This is a genomic window from Streptomyces sp. NPDC041108 (assembly GCF_055592645.1).
In genome coordinates this window covers 423,054-440,267 of the sequence record NZ_JBVIYK010000004.1, presented here as the reverse complement: position 1 = coordinate 440,267, position 17,214 = coordinate 423,054, and the positions used below count along the sequence as shown (strand labels likewise).

14 protein-coding genes are annotated in these 17,214 nt (G+C 66.2%); 7 read left to right on the top strand and 7 right to left on the bottom strand.

Annotated features, from left to right (window positions below):
• Positions 1–12 precede the first annotated feature (12 nt).
• Positions 13–636: a hypothetical protein gene (locus tag ACZ6BB_RS15135; protein ID WP_471554529.1), complete on the bottom strand. Its 624-nt coding sequence runs from the start codon at positions 634–636 to the stop codon at positions 13–15.
• Between the two features lie 108 nt (positions 637–744).
• Between ACZ6BB_RS15135 and ACZ6BB_RS15130 the strand changes: the two genes are divergently transcribed.
• Positions 745–1,500 (top strand): glucose 1-dehydrogenase, encoded by a 756-nt coding sequence (locus tag ACZ6BB_RS15130; RefSeq protein ID WP_099935560.1) that lies wholly within the window; start codon positions 745–747, stop codon positions 1,498–1,500.
• A gap of 80 nt (positions 1,501–1,580) precedes the next feature.
• A complete protein-coding gene (locus ACZ6BB_RS15125) occupies positions 1,581–2,150 on the top strand; it encodes a MarR family winged helix-turn-helix transcriptional regulator (protein WP_471615640.1) in 570 nt (189 codons plus the stop codon).
• A gap of 264 nt (positions 2,151–2,414) precedes the next feature.
• On the opposite strand, the gene ACZ6BB_RS15120 is transcribed toward ACZ6BB_RS15125, so the two are convergent.
• The 3 genes from ACZ6BB_RS15120 to ACZ6BB_RS15110 are packed head-to-tail and all read right to left on the bottom strand — an operon-like array spanning position 2,415 to position 5,099.
• The gene (locus ACZ6BB_RS15120) at positions 2,415–3,377 is read right to left on the bottom strand and encodes a hypothetical protein (protein WP_471615639.1); all 963 of its coding nucleotides are present in this window, start codon (positions 3,375–3,377) and stop codon (positions 2,415–2,417) included.
• Between the two features lie 46 nt (positions 3,378–3,423).
• Positions 3,424–4,896 carry an aldehyde dehydrogenase family protein gene (locus ACZ6BB_RS15115; RefSeq protein WP_471615638.1) on the bottom strand — a complete coding sequence of 491 codons (1,473 nt, stop codon included), beginning with the start codon at positions 4,894–4,896 and terminating at the stop codon, positions 3,424–3,426.
• Positions 4,893–5,099 (bottom strand): hypothetical protein, encoded by a 207-nt coding sequence (locus tag ACZ6BB_RS15110; RefSeq protein ID WP_471615637.1) that lies wholly within the window; start codon positions 5,097–5,099, stop codon positions 4,893–4,895. Before ACZ6BB_RS15110 ends, ACZ6BB_RS15115 begins: the two co-directional genes overlap by 4 nt.
• A 294-nt stretch (positions 5,100–5,393) precedes the next feature.
• On the opposite strand from ACZ6BB_RS15110, the gene ACZ6BB_RS15105 reads away from it, so the two are divergent.
• Genes ACZ6BB_RS15105 through ACZ6BB_RS15095 form a run of 3 tightly spaced genes read left to right on the top strand, consistent with a single transcriptional unit; the run spans position 5,394 to position 7,366 of the window.
• Positions 5,394–6,614 (top strand): PucR family transcriptional regulator, encoded by a 1,221-nt coding sequence (locus tag ACZ6BB_RS15105; protein ID WP_471615743.1) that lies wholly within the window; start codon positions 5,394–5,396, stop codon positions 6,612–6,614.
• The gene (locus tag ACZ6BB_RS15100; RefSeq protein WP_471615636.1) at positions 6,615–7,025 is read left to right on the top strand and encodes a hypothetical protein; all 411 of its coding nucleotides are present in this window, start codon (positions 6,615–6,617) and stop codon (positions 7,023–7,025) included.
• A 17-nt stretch (positions 7,026–7,042) separates the two neighbouring features.
• A complete protein-coding gene (locus ACZ6BB_RS15095; RefSeq protein ID WP_469500735.1) occupies positions 7,043–7,366 on the top strand; it encodes a transposase in 324 nt (107 codons plus the stop codon).
• Positions 7,367–7,485: 119 nt separating this feature from the next.
• Here ACZ6BB_RS15095 and ACZ6BB_RS15090 read toward each other — a convergent pair whose 3' ends face one another.
• Positions 7,486–7,656, bottom strand: coding sequence for a hypothetical protein (locus ACZ6BB_RS15090; RefSeq protein WP_469500737.1), 171 nt, complete (start codon positions 7,654–7,656; stop codon positions 7,486–7,488).
• A gap of 190 nt (positions 7,657–7,846) precedes the next feature.
• On the opposite strand from ACZ6BB_RS15090, the gene ACZ6BB_RS15085 reads away from it, so the two are divergent.
• Together ACZ6BB_RS15085 and ACZ6BB_RS15080 are read left to right on the top strand one after the other, a co-directional pair.
• Positions 7,847–11,272, top strand: a complete 3,426-nt coding sequence (locus ACZ6BB_RS15085) for a DNA polymerase III subunit alpha (protein WP_471615635.1) — start codon at positions 7,847–7,849, stop codon at positions 11,270–11,272.
• Positions 11,273–11,277: 5 nt separating this feature from the next.
• Positions 11,278–12,249 (top strand): DNA polymerase Y family protein, encoded by a 972-nt coding sequence (locus ACZ6BB_RS15080; protein ID WP_471615742.1) that lies wholly within the window; start codon positions 11,278–11,280, stop codon positions 12,247–12,249.
• Between the two features lie 69 nt (positions 12,250–12,318).
• Here ACZ6BB_RS15080 and ACZ6BB_RS15075 read toward each other — a convergent pair whose 3' ends face one another.
• Positions 12,319–15,894, bottom strand: a complete 3,576-nt coding sequence (locus tag ACZ6BB_RS15075; protein ID WP_471615634.1) for a hypothetical protein — start codon at positions 15,892–15,894, stop codon at positions 12,319–12,321.
• A complete protein-coding gene (locus ACZ6BB_RS15070) occupies positions 15,839–17,047 on the bottom strand; it encodes an ATP-binding protein (RefSeq protein ID WP_471615633.1) in 1,209 nt (402 codons plus the stop codon). The genes ACZ6BB_RS15075 and ACZ6BB_RS15070 overlap by 56 nt, the downstream gene beginning before the upstream one ends.
• Between the last annotated feature and the right edge of the window lie 167 nt (positions 17,048–17,214).

Genomic DNA, 17,214 nt, shown 5'->3' with positions numbered 1-17,214 from the left:
GATTTCTGGAAGCTACGCCGGGGTCACACCCACGTCAATAGGTGGGTCGAGCAACGGTGCCAGCAGGTCAGCGGCCTGCTGCGGCGTGACGACGTCCGCTGGATCCATGCGGTGGACCTCGCGTGAGGCGCGGTCGATGTAGACGTGCTCGCCGAGCAGCTTGACGGCCTCGTCATAGGGCCAGACATTGGCCACTTTGTGGGTGACGAGGTAGTGGGCGTCGAGGTCGTCGACGTCCTCGCCCATCGCGGGCTTCATCAGCGCACCCGGGACGATCTGCCCCAGCAGTGACTCGATGGCCAGTCCCCAGTCCGCGACCGCGATGCGCTCGGTGAGCGGCACGAGCACGTTCAGTCCGGCGTCGGTCATCGTGCGGTAGAAGCCTTCGACGGCGTCATGGCCGTCGAAGACGGCGGTGTTGTCGCCTTCGGCGATGCGGTAGACGGGGTGAGGCACGGTCAGATCCGGGTCGAGGATCTCCGGCCACCGGCCGGACACCTCCAGCATGGCGTGGCGGCGGAAGTTGGTCAGGATCGCCCGTTGACGGGGATCGGTCGCGAGGCCGAGCTGGCGCTCTGCCTCGCGCGGGACGTTCAGGACGTCCAGTCGCGGCACGACGGCCGGAATGAGGCGCACGGTGCGCTCCTCTCACTCTGAAGCGGCCTCAACGTAGCAACCAATTAATTAGAGGTCTAGGTATTGAGCGGGTGTGAATTACTAAGACATCGAGCTAGTCTCGGAGGCATGGAGATCACAATGAAGGGCAAGGCCGGGCTGGTCACCGGCGCGGCAGGTGGCATCGGACGAGCCGCCGCCGTGGCATTCGGGCGCGCCGGGGCGGCGGTCGTCGTCGCCGATCTGGGCAGCCGACGCGCCGCCGGACTGGAGACCGTGCGGCTGGTCGAGCAGGCCGGCGGGCGGGCACTGTTCGTCGCGTGCGACGTCACCGAGGCCGACGAGTGCACCGCACTCGCGGCGACCGTGGCAGAGACGTACGGGCGGCTGGACTTCGCGCACAACAACGCGGGTATCGCCGTGCAGGGCAGCGTCACCGACACCGACGAGGCGGCCTTCGACCGTTGCCTCGCCGTGAACGTGAAAGGGGTCTGGCACGGGCTGCGGGCGCAGATCCCCCTCATGGCCGCGTCGGGTGGCGGTGCGATCGTCAACACCGCGTCGCTCGCCGGGCTCATCGGCCTTCCGCAGGGTGCCGCCTACTCCGCGAGCAAGCATGCCGTGATCGGTCTGACCAAGACCGCCGCCATCGAGTGCGCGGACCGGAACATCCGGGTCAACGCGGTCTGCCCGGCGGCGGTCCGCACCGACATGATCGCCGCTCTGCCGCCCGAACTCCAGGCGCAGGCCGTAGCCCCCCAGGCGATCAAGCGGTTCGCCGAACCGGAGGAGATCGCCGATGCCGTGCTCTGGCTCTGTTCCGACGCGTCTTCCTTCGTGACCGGGACCGCCCTGCCCGTGGACGCGGGGGCCACCGCCTCGTAACCGGGCAGAACGTAGGGCGAGTCGGCGATATGCTGAGACCTCTCAGTAACTTCTCCTATTGGTGAGGACAGATTCCCTTCATGCAGTCGAGCCAGTCCCAGCTCCCGATCCCCGGCGATCCGGCCGAGGCCGACGCCCAGGCCGTCGAGGCCGTGCGATCCTTCGCGCCGGACGCGGACATCGACGCCATGCTCATGATCTTCGGACTGGTAAGAGCGGCTGAACGGCTCCAGCAGGACTTCGAGGTCAGCGTCCAGCGCCCGGCCGGCCTCACCTGGGCGGGCTTTCGTGCCCTGTTCGCGGTCAAGACGGTCGGCGAACTGACCCCGCTGCAGCTCGCCCGGCTGACCAACGTCTCCCAGGCCAGCGTTTCGGCGGTGCTCAACACCCTGGAACGCAAGGGACTCATCCAGCGCAGCAGGTCGGACAAGGACGGCCGGTCCGTCACCATCCAGCTCACCGACTACGGACACGACGTGGTCGGTGAGCTCTTCGCACGCAACAACGCCCGCGAGGCCGAATGGGCCCGAGCCCTGACCGCCCGCGAGCGCGGCACCCTGATCCGGCTGCTGCGGAAGATCCGTCGACATGAGGTCAGCACGATCACGGACGCCACCCGAGTGGTGAACGGTGACGTCGGCACGCCGTGAGCCTTCGCAACGAACCGGTGGGTGAGGCGGCGGGCCGCGCCGTGTCGGCTGACGGCGTTGCCAGCGCCTCGGTCGGAGCGATCCGGGCAGCACGGACTGCCGGGTACAGGCCGGCAGTGGCCCTCACAAGGGTCGAGGAGACGCCGACCGCGACCGCCCGGCGGGGGACGGTAGCCGGCTGACGACCGCCGCGGGGTCGAGTTCGGGAGCCGGTGCGGACGGGGCGAGGATCCCGACGACCGTGTACCGGTCCCAGCCGACACGTCAGACGTCCGTACTCGTCGACCCGTCCGGCACGGGCCGTTCTCCCCTCATGCCGGCCAGAGCGGCCTTCAGCCGGCCGCCCATCGGGGTCTCCGGGCGGGGCTCGGCGAACGCGGCGCGGATCGGCGCCACCTCGACCGGGTCGGGCGCCCACCGGACCTGGACGGTGATGAGCGTGCGCAGTGTCCGCCGCAGGGTCCGGACCACGAGCGGTCGCGGGCCCTTGAGCCCGTGGACGGCGAGCAGGTCCGGGGTGGCAAGGGACAGCACGAGGGCACGACCGAGCCCGTGCAACGGGCGGGGGAACCAGCGGTCGCAGAACTGCTGCAGCATCGCCTCGGCGACGACGTTGCTCTCCGGAGCGGTCGAGTAGTCGTTGCGCTCGAAGTCGGAGAGGAAGGCGAGCATCCCGTCGAAGTCCGCCGGCAACGGGACGCCCTGGTCCGAACCGATACGGAACAGCCCGGCGATCTGCGACCAGTGCCGGTAGGCGGCCCGCTGCTCCTTGGCGCTGAAGCCGGGCAGACCGAGCCGCTGCATCACCCGGTGCGGCTCGGCGGCGAGGATGCAGATCGTGTACGTGTACTGGCGTACGTCCAGGATCGCGTCGGGGTACTTCCCCGCCCAGGCGTCGTGCTGCCGGTTGACCCGTTCGACGGACTCACGCACGCTCGGGTCGTGCGCACCCTCGCCGAGGTACCAGGTCCACACCGCGTGCATGGTGCCCTCTATACGACGCTGCTGGTGCAGGACGACCTTGCCCTTGCCGCCGCGGACGAGTGTGCGTGCGCCGCTGCCCGGCCCGACGAGCCGCAGGAAGCCCTGGCACACCGCCATGTTGAGGATCATCGGGCTGGTCCGGTAGGCGTTGCCGAGCTGCCAGATCCGGGCATGGTCGACGTCCGGGTCGAGCGCCTCGATCTCGGCGTTGATCCACTTGCGCGGTTTTTCCCTGGTGGTCACGTGTCCTCCTCGGGTTCCTGATCGGGTCTGGTGATTTCGTCACGCATCAGCGCTGGATCGCCTTGGTCTCCAGAAACTCCTCCAGTCCCTGGGCGCCGCCCTCGCGGCCGACGCCGGACTGCTTGTACCCGCCGAACGGCGCGCCCGGGTTGAACGCGGCCCCGTTCACCTCGATCTGACCGGCCCGCAGGCGCCGGGCCACCCGCAGCGCGCGTTCCGGATCGGCCGACCAGACCCCACCGGCCAGGCCGTACTCGGTGTCGTTGGCGATCCGGACGGCGTCGTCCTCATCCTGGTACGGCATGATCGACAGGACCGGGCCGAAGATCTCCTCACGGGCGATCGTCATCTCCGGGGTGACGCCGGAGAACACGGTGGCCGGCACGTAGTACCCCCGGCCCGGGTCGGCAGGGTCGCGCCCGCTCTCCACTCCGCCGACGACCAGGGTCGCGCCCTCGTCGATACCCTTCTGGATGTACGACCGGACTCGCTCCAGCTGGACCGAGCTGACCAGCGGCCCCAGCCGGGTCCCCGGGTCGGACGGATCGCCGTGCCGGTACTCGCCGGCCACCCGGGCGGCGATCTGCTCCGCCTCGGCCAGCCGGCCGACCGGCACCAGCATCCGGGTCAGCGCCGAGCAGGTCTGACCGGAATTGACGTAACACTTGGCCAGGCCGTCGGCTACCGCCCGCTCGAAGTCGGCATCGTCGAGCAGCACGTTGGCCGACTTCCCGCCGAGCTCCAGAGCGACCCGCTTGACCGTCTCGGCCGCCACCACCGCGACCCGCTTCCCGGCCCGGGTGGAGCCGGTGAACGACACCATGTCGACCCCGGGATGCGCCGCCAGCGCCTCGCCGACCACCGGGCCGAACCCGCTGAGCAGGTTGAAAACCCCGGCCGGCAGGCCGACGTCGTCGAAGATCGAGGCCAGCGCATGACCCGCCAGCGGAGCCACTTCGGTCGGCTTGACCACCACCGTGCAGCCGGCCGCGAGCGCAGCCGCCACCTTCAGCACGATCTGGTGCAGCGGGAAGTTCCAGGGGGTGATGCAGCCGACCACACCGATCGGTTCCCGCACGATCAGGGAGTTGCCGACCTCGGGGCCGTCGAACGTGAAGCTCCTGGCCAGCCGGGCGAAGTTCGCCAGGTTGAAGGCAGGCAGGCCGACCTGTATGGATGCGGCGGCCTGCAGCGGCATCCCCATGTCTCGGGAGATCAGCGCGGCGATCTCGTCGGTCCGGGCCACCAGCGCCTCGTGGGCTTTTTCCAGGTAGTCCGCCCGCTCGCCCGGCGGCCGGGCCGACCAGGCCGGCAGCGCCCGGCGCGCAGCGGCCACCGCGCGATCCACGTCCGCCGGTGTCCCGGCCGCGACCTGGGCGATCACTTCCTCGGTGGCCGGGTTCAGCACCTCGATCCGGTCGGTCCCGGCCGAGGTCACCCACTCACCGTCGATGTACAGGGAGGTCCGGTCCAGCACCTGGCCGCCTGCGGGGGTGCCGATGTAGGCCGGGGCGCTCAACGGTCGGCGTCCGTGTGGATCACCATGCCGCGAATGTTCTTGCCTTCTTTCATGTCCTGGTACTCCTGATCGATGTCTTCGAACCGGTACTTGTTGGTGATCAGCTCGTCCAGGTTCAACCGGCCGGCCTGGTAGAGGGAGAGCAGCGCGGGGATCTCGACTCGCGGGTGGCTCTTGACCCCAGAGATTCCGTGCGCGAGCAAAACGATCGGTGGGGCCCCTCGATCGTCGGAAGCGGCGGGACGGAAGATCGTTGCTTCACGCTCGCCATCACCGGACCTGAATCGCGCTTCAGCCCGGGGCCCTAGCACACGAGTCACCTGACTCTCCCATCGTCGTTCGCCTTTGTCCGATCGCGGGGCCGGCCGAGTGCACCGACGCACTCATGGTCGACCTGTGACAGGCGCCACTCAATGGTGGAGTGCACAGCACTACCCGAGAGACCAGTGCATAGTGCACAGTCGCAGGGCACAGGGAGGAGCGGTAGTGTGAGCGCTATGCATGGCGCCGGTTTGCGGGGCGACTCCGAAAAGTTGCTACGCACCATGTGCAAGGCATTCCTGGCCGATCCCTCCGTCTTGGGTCCGATCCAGGACGCACTTGTCAACGCAATCGATGCCCGCTTCGGATCGGACCCCTCCATTGCAGAGGCGATCGGTGAGGCGACCCGGGCCTACTCGCATCATTGGGCACGCTCGATGTACGAGGACCCGTGGCGGGACGTGGAGCCCCTCCTGACAAGCCAGATCGTCAACATCTCGCGCGACGGATATCGCTGGGGTGAGGAGGACACCTTCCGCGCTTCCAACTACGCCGCTCAACAGGCGATGTGGTCCATCTTGATGCGGATCGCATTTTCACTGTGCGATGAAACCGCCGTCCTGCAGCCCGCGCTTGACCGGGCCTCGCGCTCACTGTCGCTCTGGGTCGACCGCACAGTCACTGCCGTGATCGACATTCTGGAGCAGGAGCGCGCAGGTCTGTCGGGCGACGAGCACGTAAGACGCCTCGAGCTTGTCAATCTCATCCTGGGTGGAGCACCGGTTCCTGTGACCGGCGCTGATCAGAGTCTCGGATACTCGCTTTCAGCCAGACATTTGGGGGTAATCCTCTGGGCGCCACCACAGTTCGCCGATCGCGCGGCACTCGTGCAGGTGGCGAGCGAGCTCAGCCGGATCGCGGAGTCCAGAAGCCGACTGCTCGTTCATGCCAGCGCTTCGTCGCTGTGGCTGTGGCTGACGCCCGGAATCCCAGTTTCGGCCGAGGCGCTCGAGACCGCTCTAGCCCCGCACCGCGACGTCAGGCTTGCGATCGGTTCATTGGACGAGGGAGTGGACGGATTCCGACGCACCCACGACCGCGCGGTGGAGACCCAACGGCTGGTGCAGAGCAACAACGCGCACCGGGTCGCCTTCTATGACGACGTCGCCGCCGTCATATTGCTGGCCCGAGATGAAGCCCGGCTACGCGAATTCATCTACGCGACTCTCGGCCCGTTGGCCTCAGGCCCACAGGACCTACGTGACACGCTGCGAATGTTTATCCACCAGCGGTACAACGCATCCCGGACAGCAGAGCTGCTGTTCACCCACCGAAACACCATCCTGCAACGCATTCGCCGCGCCGAAGACCGCCTGCCCGTCACTCTGGACCGGCACGGCACCAATGTCGGCATCGCCCTGGACGCGATGCACTGGCTGAACCTCCAGGACGAGTAGGTGCAGCCCATCATCTGGGCCGGGGACGCCACACTGTCCAGCGGTACGCCCGCGCCGCCCGCCGGCAGGAGATGGTCAAAGGGCCACAAGCGCCAACGCCCCAGCAAACTCGACCGTTTCAAGCCCTACCTCGAACGACGCTGGGCCGAGACCGAGGGCCGGGTGGCGATTCTCGAACTCCGCCGCGAGATCTCCGCACGCGGCTTCCGCGGCGCCTACTCCACCGTCCACGACTGGGCCCGGCGCGACCTGCCCCGGCGAGAAGGCTTCACACCCGCCCCGCCACCGCCGTCCGTGCGGCAGGTGACCGGCTGGCGCACCCGGCACCCCGCCACCCTGACCGAGGAGGAGAAACTGCACCGCAAGACCGTGCTCGACCACTGCCCGGAACTCCCTCCGCCGCAGAGCTGACCAACTCGTTCGCGGAGATGCTCACCACGCTCAGCGGCGACCGCCTGCCCGAGTGGATCACCGAAGCCGGCGACGCCGACCTGCCCGGCACCAGCAGCTTCGCCACCGGCCTGTACAGCGACTTCGACGCGGTGACGGTCGGGCTGACCACCGACTGGAACTCCGGCCCGGTCGAAGGGGTAGTCAACCGGATCAAGATGCTCAAGCGGCAGATGTTCGGCCGCGCGGGCTTCCGCTCCTACGGAAACGCGTTCTCCTCGCGGGACGCTGCGTGGCCGGCTCACGGAACTTGTGCCAGACCCCAGAACTCGCGCCGCTACTCACAGCGGTGCGCGCGGTAGCCGAGGTGGTGGTGACGCGGATCCGCACACCGCCGAGCTTTTCCTTCAGATTGTCGATCCGTAACCCGGGTCATGTGTCAGGAGTTGCAGTTGCAGGAGCAGAGGGTGCCAGCCCGGCCCTACCGCGCGAAGTCGATCAGGCAGTTGTCGAGCAGGTGACGCACTCCCGGCCTGAGGATCTTGCATGCTTCCATCTTGCCTTCTTCGGCCGTGCATGGCGTGGAGCAGTTGACCGTAGCCAGGCGATCTTGTTCACGCTGGAACGCCTCACCTTGCGCGCGGCTGTCCACCACCGCGTCCAGGCGTGAACGGCAGCCAGGCACCTTCAGGGCCGGGCAAGGTCATCAGCAAATGCGTGTGACGCAACTGTGAGGTCCTTCCGCATGCGCCTATCGAACGAACGTGCGACCCTTGGGTTATGGTGAGGACCTCGCGGGATGGGACAGGCGAAGGGGGGCTTGTGGGTACCAGGAGGTGTGTATGTCGTTTACGCACCTTCACGTCGCCAGCGGCTACTCGCTGCGCTACGGGGCCAGCCATCCGCAGGCGCTTGCGGAGCGGGCGGCGGAACGCGGACTGGATGCTCTGGCGCTGACCGACAGGGACTCCCTTGCCGGCGCCGTGCGCTTTGCGAAGGCGTGCGAGCGAGCTGGAGTACGACCGCTGTTCGGCACTGATCTGGCGGTTCCCGGTGCGCCGGGATCCCGGTTGTCTGGGACGGAGCGGCAGCGCACTCCGGCCAAGGGTGGTGCCTTCGTGACGGAGGCCCCCTTCCGGGCGGTGTTCCTGGCTCGGTCCGCATCGGGCTGGGCCGAACTGTGCCGGCTGGTATCGACTGCGTCGGCTGAGGGGATCTCCTGGGAGGACCTGACGAGCGGGAGCGAGGGGTTGTTCGTGCTGCTCGGGGCGGGTTCCGAGGTGGGCCGCGCGCTGGCGTCGGGGCGGCCGGACCGAGCGGCGCTGCTGCTGGAGCCATGGCGGGAGCGGTTCGGGGAGGCACTGCGGCTGGAGGTGGTCTGTCACGGACGGCCTGGCGCCGGACCGGGGTCGCTGCGGCTGGCCGCGCGGATGGCGGGCTTCGCCGCCGAGCAGCAGGTGGAGGCCGTTCTCAGCAACAGTGTGCGATATGCCGACCCGTACCAGCGGGAGGTCGCTGACATCCTGGATTCCGCGCGTCTGCTGGTGCCGATCGACACCCGGGATGCGGCACGGCTGGACAGCGGGCAGCGATGGCTGAAGGACGCTGGAGAGATGGAACGGATAGCCGGGCAGGTCGCTGAGGCGATGGGCGGACGTGGCGCTGAGGCGCAGCAGCTGTTGAAAGCGACCGAGGAGACGGCGGCGGCCTGTGTGGTCGATCCGGGCGAGGCGTTCGGACTGGGGCGGCTGAATCTGCCGGAGCCCGATTTGGTGGGTGCCACTGCGGAGTCGGCTGACCGAGTACTGGCCGAACGGTGCGCGGCGGGAATGATGAACCGCGGCTATCACCGGGAAGTGGCGCGGTGGGACCGGCTGGAGGCTGAGCTTCGGATCATCGCCGGGCACAGCTTCGCCGGCTACTTCCTGACCGTCGCTGAGGTCGCGGCGGAGGCCAAGAAGCTGGGCATCCGGGTCGCTGCGCGTGGCTCGGGGGTCGGTTCGCTGGTCACTCACCTCCTGGGGATCAGCCCGGTCGATCCGGTGGCGCACGGCCTGGTCATGGAGCGGTTCCTGTCCGCGCGGCGATCCGCGCTGCCCGACATCGACCTGGATGTGGAGTCTGCTCGGAGGCTCGAGGTCTATCAGGCAGTACGCGAGAGATTCGGGGCCGCGAGAGTGGCGACGCTCGCGGTGTACAAGACGTACCGAGTGCGTGGGGCGATCGAGGACGTGGCGCGGGCGCGGGGCATGGACCCTGATCGGGCCGTGCAGCTCGCCAAGGCGTTTCCGCACATCCGGGCCCGGGACGCACGGGCGGCACTGATCGAACTGCCAGAGCTCCGAGAAGTCGCCGGTGAGGATCACGGCCGGTTGTGGGAGCTGGTGGAGATGCTGGACGGCCTGCCGCACGAGGCCGCGATGCACCCGTGCGGGCTCCTGGTGTCCAACGCCGGGCTGCTGGCGCGCACCCCCGTGATGCCGACCACCGTCGAGGACATCGCCATGGCCCAGTTCGACAAGGAGGACATCGAGGACACCGGCCACCCGAAGATCGACATCATCGGAGTGCGGATGCAGTCGGCACTCGCCCACGCGGTCGCCGAGATCGAACGGGTCACCGGCGAGCGCCTCGACCTGGACGACCCGGCACAGGTGCCGCCCGGCGATCCGGCAACCTACGACCTGATCACATCCGGTGACACCTTGGGCACGTTCCAGCTCGAAAGCCCAGGCCAACGTGAGCTGGTCAGAAATCTGCGGCCACGGTCGTTCCTCGATCTGATCATCGACATCAGCCTGTTCCGGCCGGGCCCGGTGGCAGCGAACATGGTGAGCCCGATGATCGAGGCCCGTGACGGTCGAACCCAAGCCCGCTATCCACATCCGCACCTGAAGCCCATCCTGGAGGAGACCAAAGGGCAGGTGGTCTTCCACGAACAGGTCATCGCGATCATGACGACCATGACCGGTTGCGACCGCGGAATGGCCGACGAGGCCCGCCGAGCGCTGTCCGAACCGGACCGACGTGGCCGTATGCGGGCCTGGTTCGCCGCTGAGGCCCGCGTTCGCGGCTACCAGGCGCAGGTCATCCGGGAGGTGTGGGAGATCCTGGAAAGCTTCGGAAGTTTCGGCTTCGCGAAGGCGCATGCAGCGGCATTCGCGCAGCCGGCCTACCAGTCCAGCTGGCTCAAGGCCCATCGGATGGCGGCTTTGCTGGCCGGACTGCTCACCCATGACCCGGGGATGTACCACAAGCGAGTCCTGGCCGCGGACGCTCGCAGGCACGGGGTGCCCCTCCTGCTGCCCGACATCAACCATTCCCAGTCCGCACACACAATCGAACTGGTGTCTGGTAAGTGGGGAGTTCGGGTAGGTCTGTCCCAAGTGCGTGGCATCGCCGAGGCCGAGGTCGAGCGCATCACCGGCGCGCAGCCCTACACCTCACTGGGCGATTTCTGGCAGCGCGCCCGCCCCAGCCGGCCGCTGGCCGAACGCCTGGCCCAGGTCGGGGCGATGGACGCCTTCGGTCCCCGGCGCGAGTTGCTGCTGCAGATCGCCGAGCTTCACCGATCCAGCCGAGGGCGTGACTCCACCTCGGGACAACTCCCCATGGACAACGACATCGACACGTCGGGGGACGGCAGCACTACGGCGGGGCTGCCGGTCATGAGCGCCTCCGAACAAATCGCCGCGGAACTCGACGTACTCGGCATGGACATCTCCCGGCACCTGCTGGAAGATCACCGATCCCTGCTGGCCGACATCGGCGCGACTCCCGCCGCCGACCTGCCGCACCTGCGGCATGGCGCCCCTGTCCTGGTCGCCGGCATCAAGGTCGCCACCCAGACCCCACCGATCCGCTCCGGCAAGCGCGTCATCTTCGCCACCCTCGACGATCCCAGCGGCCTGTCCGACCTGGCGTTTTTCGAGGACAGTCACGCACGCTGCGCCCACACGGTCTTCCACAGCAGCCTGTTGCTGGTGCGCGGGACAGTGGCCCGGCGCCCGCCGCGTGCCTTCAGCATCACCGGCACCGCCGCCTGGGATCTGGCCGAACTCATCGACCTGTATCGCGACAAAGGCCCAACCGCCGTCGCCGACCGCCTCGCCCGTCCGGCAGCCGCTGCTGCTCCAACCGCCGCACGCCGGACCATTACCCAGCCCACCGGCTACGAACTGCACCCCTGGGCCGACCTGAAGCCCCCCGGTGCCCCGGCCATCAACGGAAGAACCTTCCATCACTCCAGCCCCGGAAGCGCCGGGTGACCACGATGATCCTCTACATCCACTTCGGACCATGCAACGAAGAAACGTTTCGTCATCTTTTGGGAATGCTCGGCGAGATCACCCCGGTCGTGCAGGGACTGCCACCCGACGCGGCATTCGCTGACGTGTCGGGGAGCACGCGGTACTTTGACCGCGACGCCACGGGGCTGGCGGCCCTGATCCGTATGCGTGCTGCCGCGGGCTTCGACGCCGACTGCACGATCGGCGTCGCCCCCAACCCGCTGCTCGCTCAACTGGCCGCCAACCGTGGAGCACCCGGCGCGATTCGCACCATCCCCGACACTCCTCAGGACATCACCGCTTTCCTCGCAGGCATGCCTGTCGCTGCCCTGCCAGGAGTGGGGCCGGCGACGGTACGTACCTTGGCCTCCTACGGCCTGGCCACCCTCGACACGATCGCGGTCACCCCGCTGTCCACACTTCAACGCATCCTGGGCACGGCCGCCGGGCGGCAGCTACACCAGCGGGCGGCAGGTATTGACCCCACCCGTGTCATCCCAGGCGCCCCGGCTCGTTCCCTCTGCGCAGAGCACCGTTTCGGGCGAGACGAACTCAACCCCGATCAGCAGCGCCGTGTCCTGTCACACCTGGTCGAACGCCTCGGCGCCCAACTCCGCAGCGAACAGCAGGTCTGCCGATCCCTGAGCCTGACCGTCAGATACGCCGATCATTCGACGACCACACGCAACCGCACCTTGCCGGAGCCCACCGCACACAGCCCACAACTGCGCCTCGCCACCTACGCGTTGTTCGCCATCCTCGGCTTGCAGCGAGCCAGGGTCCGAGGCATCACCCTGCGGGCGGACGGTCTGTTCGACGCGGACTCGGCCACTCGACAGCTCACCTTCGGTACCAGCGACGACAAGACACGCCGGATTGAGGCCGCAGCTGATAGAGCTCGAGCCCGCTTCGGTCCCAACGCGGTGCGACCTGCCAGTACGGCGGGACTGACCTGACCCTTTCGGGATGCCGACAGCGTCGGACACGAACCGGGAGTCATCACGAGGTCATCGCCCCGAGGCAGATCACTGGCTTGCCCACTCGTCGGTCTTCCTGTCGATGTCGATCGCCCCGGCCTCGACCAAGGAGTCCAGGAGATCCAGAGTGCACTCACGCTCCGAGCTCCCTGCACGAGTACTGGCATAGAGGGAGAGAACGACATCGGCGACCTCGAAGGCGATCGCGGAGTCACGTGTACTGATGTCGCCCACAGTCCGAGTGCCAGCGCTCAGCCAGGTTTCGCACAGGGACAGACCCGCAGCAACCGGCAACTCCGTCCCTGCTTGGTCGAGTGCGTGAAAGACCTCCTGCGGGAAATCTGCGAATGCCAATGTCGGTACTAGAGCCATCAGGAGCGACTCGCGCCTGATCAACGATCCGTTTATATGGCGCACGAACCCGATCGCAGCTTTGCGCACACCTTGATCTTCATCGTTGAGTAGGCGTACAAGTAGCCCCTCATCCGCACTTACCTCGGCATCCGGGGTCCGGGATACCTGAGGCAGATCCTCGACGTGCACGGCCAGCGCTTCGGCCACTCCGCTGCGTGAAGCCGCATCACGGAGGCTCTGTTCGAACAGATCCTGCGGGTGCGGTCTCCGTTCCGGCTCCAAGGCCCCGATGCCCAGGATGGTGGCCATCGCAGCGAGGGCACCGCCACGGCGGCGGGCATCCGGTGAGTCGGCCTCCAGCATTCGTTGGACGAGCGTAAGTCCCAGATCCGCATTGCTACGGAGGAGTTGCCACGTGAGCCGGTCAAGGTAGGGGGCGACGAACTGGGCGTCATCGGCCAGGCTGAGCCAGCTTCGGCTCAATTCAGAGGCAGCACCCTGATCCGACAAATGGACGCGGGTCAGGATCACTGGACACCAGATGCGGACCTGGGCTGCGTCATCAACTACGAGACTCCGGATGGCCGGCAGGAGTGCCGTCAATCGCTCCGCTCTGTGCTCCCCGGGGCCAAGCAGTTGTGCGATGCAGAAAGCCGCAGCGCCTCGGTCCGAATTCAGACCCGCATTGGCGTGCTCCTCGCCGGGAGCGGGCGCCGCCCTCGGGATCGGGTCGACTGCAGTCGTAGCCACGGCGACGAGCCAGGCGAGTACCCGCTCAGGCAATTGCGCTCCCGCAAGCTTGTCCAGCAGTGAGCACAGTTGCCGATTGAAAGCTGCGACTCCCCAGCCTGACACAGTTGCGACCGTGTCGACGACCGCACTGAGTATCCCGTCAGAGGGCAGATCGAGAGCACTGCCAAGCCCGCGGAGGATAGCGAGCGTGCACCGGTGATCGTGCTGTGGACCGATACGAGCCGTCACCAATCGTGCAAACCGCACAGGCTGAGAACGCGCCGCTGACTCCAAAGTCCCCAGTCGGACTGGGGATTGGTCGTAGTTGTTGATTGCTTCGATCCATTGGTCATCGGTCAGCGGTCCCGGTTCAGATTCGGGGTCTCCTCCGCGGAGTTGGTGGACCCACGCGTCGGAGGTTGTCGGCGCCGACCCGAATAGTTCCGTCAGCCGAGTGAGCCGTTCACGTGCCGATTGTTCAAGCCGGGCACCGATCCGCCGTTCGATGATGGAGAGCACCACGAGCTGCTCATGGGCGAGTTGTTGATCCCTGCTCACGGACGTGGCGCCTGAACTGGATCTGCTCACCGGGGCGGAGGCGGCATCAAGGTCCAGCGATGCATACGGTTCGATGGCGAGAGCCACTGAGCTTTCTCGGACCGACTCTGTACCTGTGTCCGCGAGATGGGCCAGGACCTCACCCCAAGCCCACGCAACCGTGGAGTTCAGAGGAAGGCCACGTACATCGTCTCGTGAAGCCCAAGCCAGAGCAGCCGGGTGCAGTTCCGGCGCGCACTCACTGAAGGCTGAGGCAGCAAGTTGATGAGCCAAAAGAAGATCAGTCGAGGTGCACTGCTCAAGGTATTGCGCTCCCTCGGCCGGATGCGCGGCGGCAGCCAGACACAGCGCCGTCCGCAATCCCTCGACCGCTTCCCCTTCCAGATCAGGAGGCAGTCCGACGGCCGTGCCGAAACCTCCATTCCGTAGCCCTGGGCCGCTGTGATCCGGAGTCCCTGTGGGACGCCACCACACCTGGAAGTCGATCTCGTTGAGCTCTGCGAGCAACGGTTCGGTCAGCTTCTCCAGGAAAGCGACTGGATCACGCTCTGCGGCACGCTGGAAGATCCGAAGACCTGTTCCCTCCCGGGACCTAAAGATCGAATGATCGAAAGCGTTCCGAGCCCCAGAAGCCCTTGCGATCTGTGCCCGGGTTTCAAGCCAGGCACGCAGCGCGGTCGCGACTGGCGCCGTGGTACGTCCTGCAAGGGTACTGAGAGCATGGAATCCATCCGAGCCACACAGCGCGGCCACAGCCTTGCCCAATACGGTCTGTTGAGAGGTAGCTTCACCCGCTGCGGTCTCCGGCATGGCTGCGTAGCTGTTCCCGACCGTCATCGCGGTCGCACAATAGAGATCTACGGTGGCTTGACCTGCGGTGGGGCCAGCGAGAAAGACCGTCCACAGGAACATTGGTGTCCACGGCAGCGCGATGCTCGGGTCACGTGCCACAGGTATCAGGCCCGCGCAGATCTCTTCTGGTGAGACCCGCGCTGATTCGGTCAGCATCCACCGGGTTTGGTCTGAGGAAAACCCTGACAATCCGTTGCCTGGAGCTGCGGGTCGGCCGAAGGCACCGTCGAAGCTAGCACTGACACTGTCCATCAGCCCGTGGTTCAGCAGGTGGGGGACGAACCCAGAGCTCACTAGAACGCGCGTAGCATTTCGAGAGAGGGGGTCGGCTGAGTTGAGAGCAAGGTTGATGACATGCTCGAACTCATAAAGCTTCACTGACGCCATAGACTTCAGCCATGTCAGTACGGCTGCGCGGATGTGTGATCGGTGATCCGTTGCGTACGAGAGTATGGCTTCGAGGTCTTCTTTGTAATGATCCAGATCGAGTTCGCGTTCGAGGGAAAGCACAGCACGAACCAGGCGTCGGCACATCAAGTCCTGGGAGTTCCCCTGGATCAGACTGACGGCTGAACCGCTGGCTTGGATGTGCTGCCTCGCGAATGCATAGTCGAAGTACACCTCGTGGAAGAAGCGTACTCGGCCACGGTCCTCGACCAGCAGGCCTTCCCCAATGAGTGCGTCCAGCGTATCCGGACCGGGTTCACCGATTACATTGCGAGGGACAGAGAGGGATCCTGTGCCGCTGAGTCGGCGGGCGAACGCTGAGACACCCCGTGCATAATTGTCGACGCCAAGACGCTGATTGAGTCGTCTACGTATCTCGCCGTCAAAGGCATCAAGCAACTGAGTCAGTGTTGTGGTACGCGTGACGTCGAATTCTGCTCGCCCATCGCTGTCAGCATCGGAGACCAGTTCTGCGAGCAAGCGCAGAGCGAACGGACTGCTCAACAACTTCCGTTGTGTGACGGACAGTCCAGTGGGATCGACTCCCAATCCCATCAAAGCTTCGCGGATATGCGCATCGGTGAGGGGACCAAGGTCGATCACCGTGAGGTCGCCCAACAACCCTTTAAGTTGACGGTCGTTGTCCAGGTCGTAGCGACGGCAAGCGACGAGGAGTCGCATGTCTCCACTGGCTCGTGCGGTCTCGAGCACTTCCCGAACTCCACCAAGGACGGGATCGCCCTGGCCCGCTGAAACGGGACAGCGCGTCCAGCTGATCAATTACTAAGACACTTGGGGCACCGGCAGCCGCTCGCTCCAGAACCGCGGATGGAGAGGCGCCGAAGCCGACTGCATCCTGTGCTCCTAGTTGACGCGCCGTATGCGATGCGTCCGTCACATCGAGACGGAGTGCCCCAACAACTACGCCGTCCGCTGCCAGCCGCGCGCATACCTCAGCGAGAGCGGTGGATTTCCCGGCGCCAGGAGCGCCGGCCACGAGTACACCGGGACCTCCGGCCGGGGCCTTCAAGGCCTCGACGATCTGCTCGACCTCAGGGCGGGCGATCAACGAAAGTGATTGCGGCCTTCGTCGACGGACTCCTTCGACGTAGCGCTCACTGACTTCCCGGACGGTTACAACAGAAGAGTGGTCGTACCCATCGCGAGGCCTGTATCCCTCTTCTTTCAATGCCGACCACAGGAACTGAGCTGTCAACCGGGTAGAGATGTGTTCCAAGAGAAGATCGCCGAGGAATAGCATGGCATTCTTCGGATCCCCGGTTACCTGTGTCTCCAAGGCGCCTATTGCGGCGTCCTTGAGCGGATGATCGTTGATCAGGTGGAAGGTGAAGCCTCGAAGCAGACTACGCACTCCGGCATGGTCCGCTTCCCATGCGTCAAGGAGGGTGTCGACGTCTGCTTCTTCGGCTTCCGTGAAGGAGGCCGTCCAATCGTCCAGAGAGAGGCGCCGAGCCTTGTCCGACACGTTCTCCAAAGCGCATGACTTGCCCGAGGCAAACACCACCTCAGTTCCCTGCCTCAAATGGCGCTCGAACGGATCCAGCAGGCCCTCCGTCCGAAGGGCATTCAGCGTCCACGAAGAGGCACGGCTGCGCTTGCACTGATGCACCTGGTCCGGCCCTGACGGCTGATGACCGTAAAGGCGGAACTCCACTGCATCACCAGGAGGCCCTGGAACCTCGATCTGGATGGCGTCATAGTGGCCGCGGAGGACCGGAACCACGCCTCGCCAGATCGTCCACCAGCCTTCGTAGCGATTGCCTAGCTTGTCGGCAACCCCGCCACCCATGGCCGAGACTCGTTCACCTGTCACGGACCTGCCTCCTCCCCGCCGGTTAGTAGGAGCCTCTCATGAGATTGTCTCCGGTGCTGCTGGTCCTGGCAGTGGACTGTGATGAAGCACGGTGGCCGTATGTGACCGAGCGCTCGATGTTCCAGTCCTTATCCTGTGCCTTGAATAATGACCGTTCTTGAAGCGAA

What these genes read in the sequence shown, in the direction of transcription:
- ACZ6BB_RS15130 (WP_099935560.1), top strand. Translation starts at nt 745, where the DNA reads ATGGAGATCACAATGAAGGGCAAGGCCGGGCTGGTCACCGGCGCGGCA.
- ACZ6BB_RS15125 (WP_471615640.1), top strand. Translation starts at nt 1,581, where the DNA reads ATGCAGTCGAGCCAGTCCCAGCTCCCGATCCCCGGCGATCCGGCCGAG.
- ACZ6BB_RS15105 (WP_471615743.1), top strand. Translation starts at nt 5,394, where the DNA reads ATGCATGGCGCCGGTTTGCGGGGCGACTCCGAAAAGTTGCTACGCACC.
- ACZ6BB_RS15095 (WP_469500735.1), top strand. Translation starts at nt 7,043, where the DNA reads ATGCTCACCACGCTCAGCGGCGACCGCCTGCCCGAGTGGATCACCGAA.
- ACZ6BB_RS15085 (WP_471615635.1), top strand. Translation starts at nt 7,847, where the DNA reads ATGTCGTTTACGCACCTTCACGTCGCCAGCGGCTACTCGCTGCGCTAC.
- ACZ6BB_RS15080 (WP_471615742.1), top strand. Translation starts at nt 11,278, where the DNA reads ATGATCCTCTACATCCACTTCGGACCATGCAACGAAGAAACGTTTCGT.
- ACZ6BB_RS15075 (WP_471615634.1), bottom strand. Translation starts at nt 15,894, where the DNA reads ATGCGACTCCTCGTCGCTTGCCGTCGCTACGACCTGGACAACGACCGT.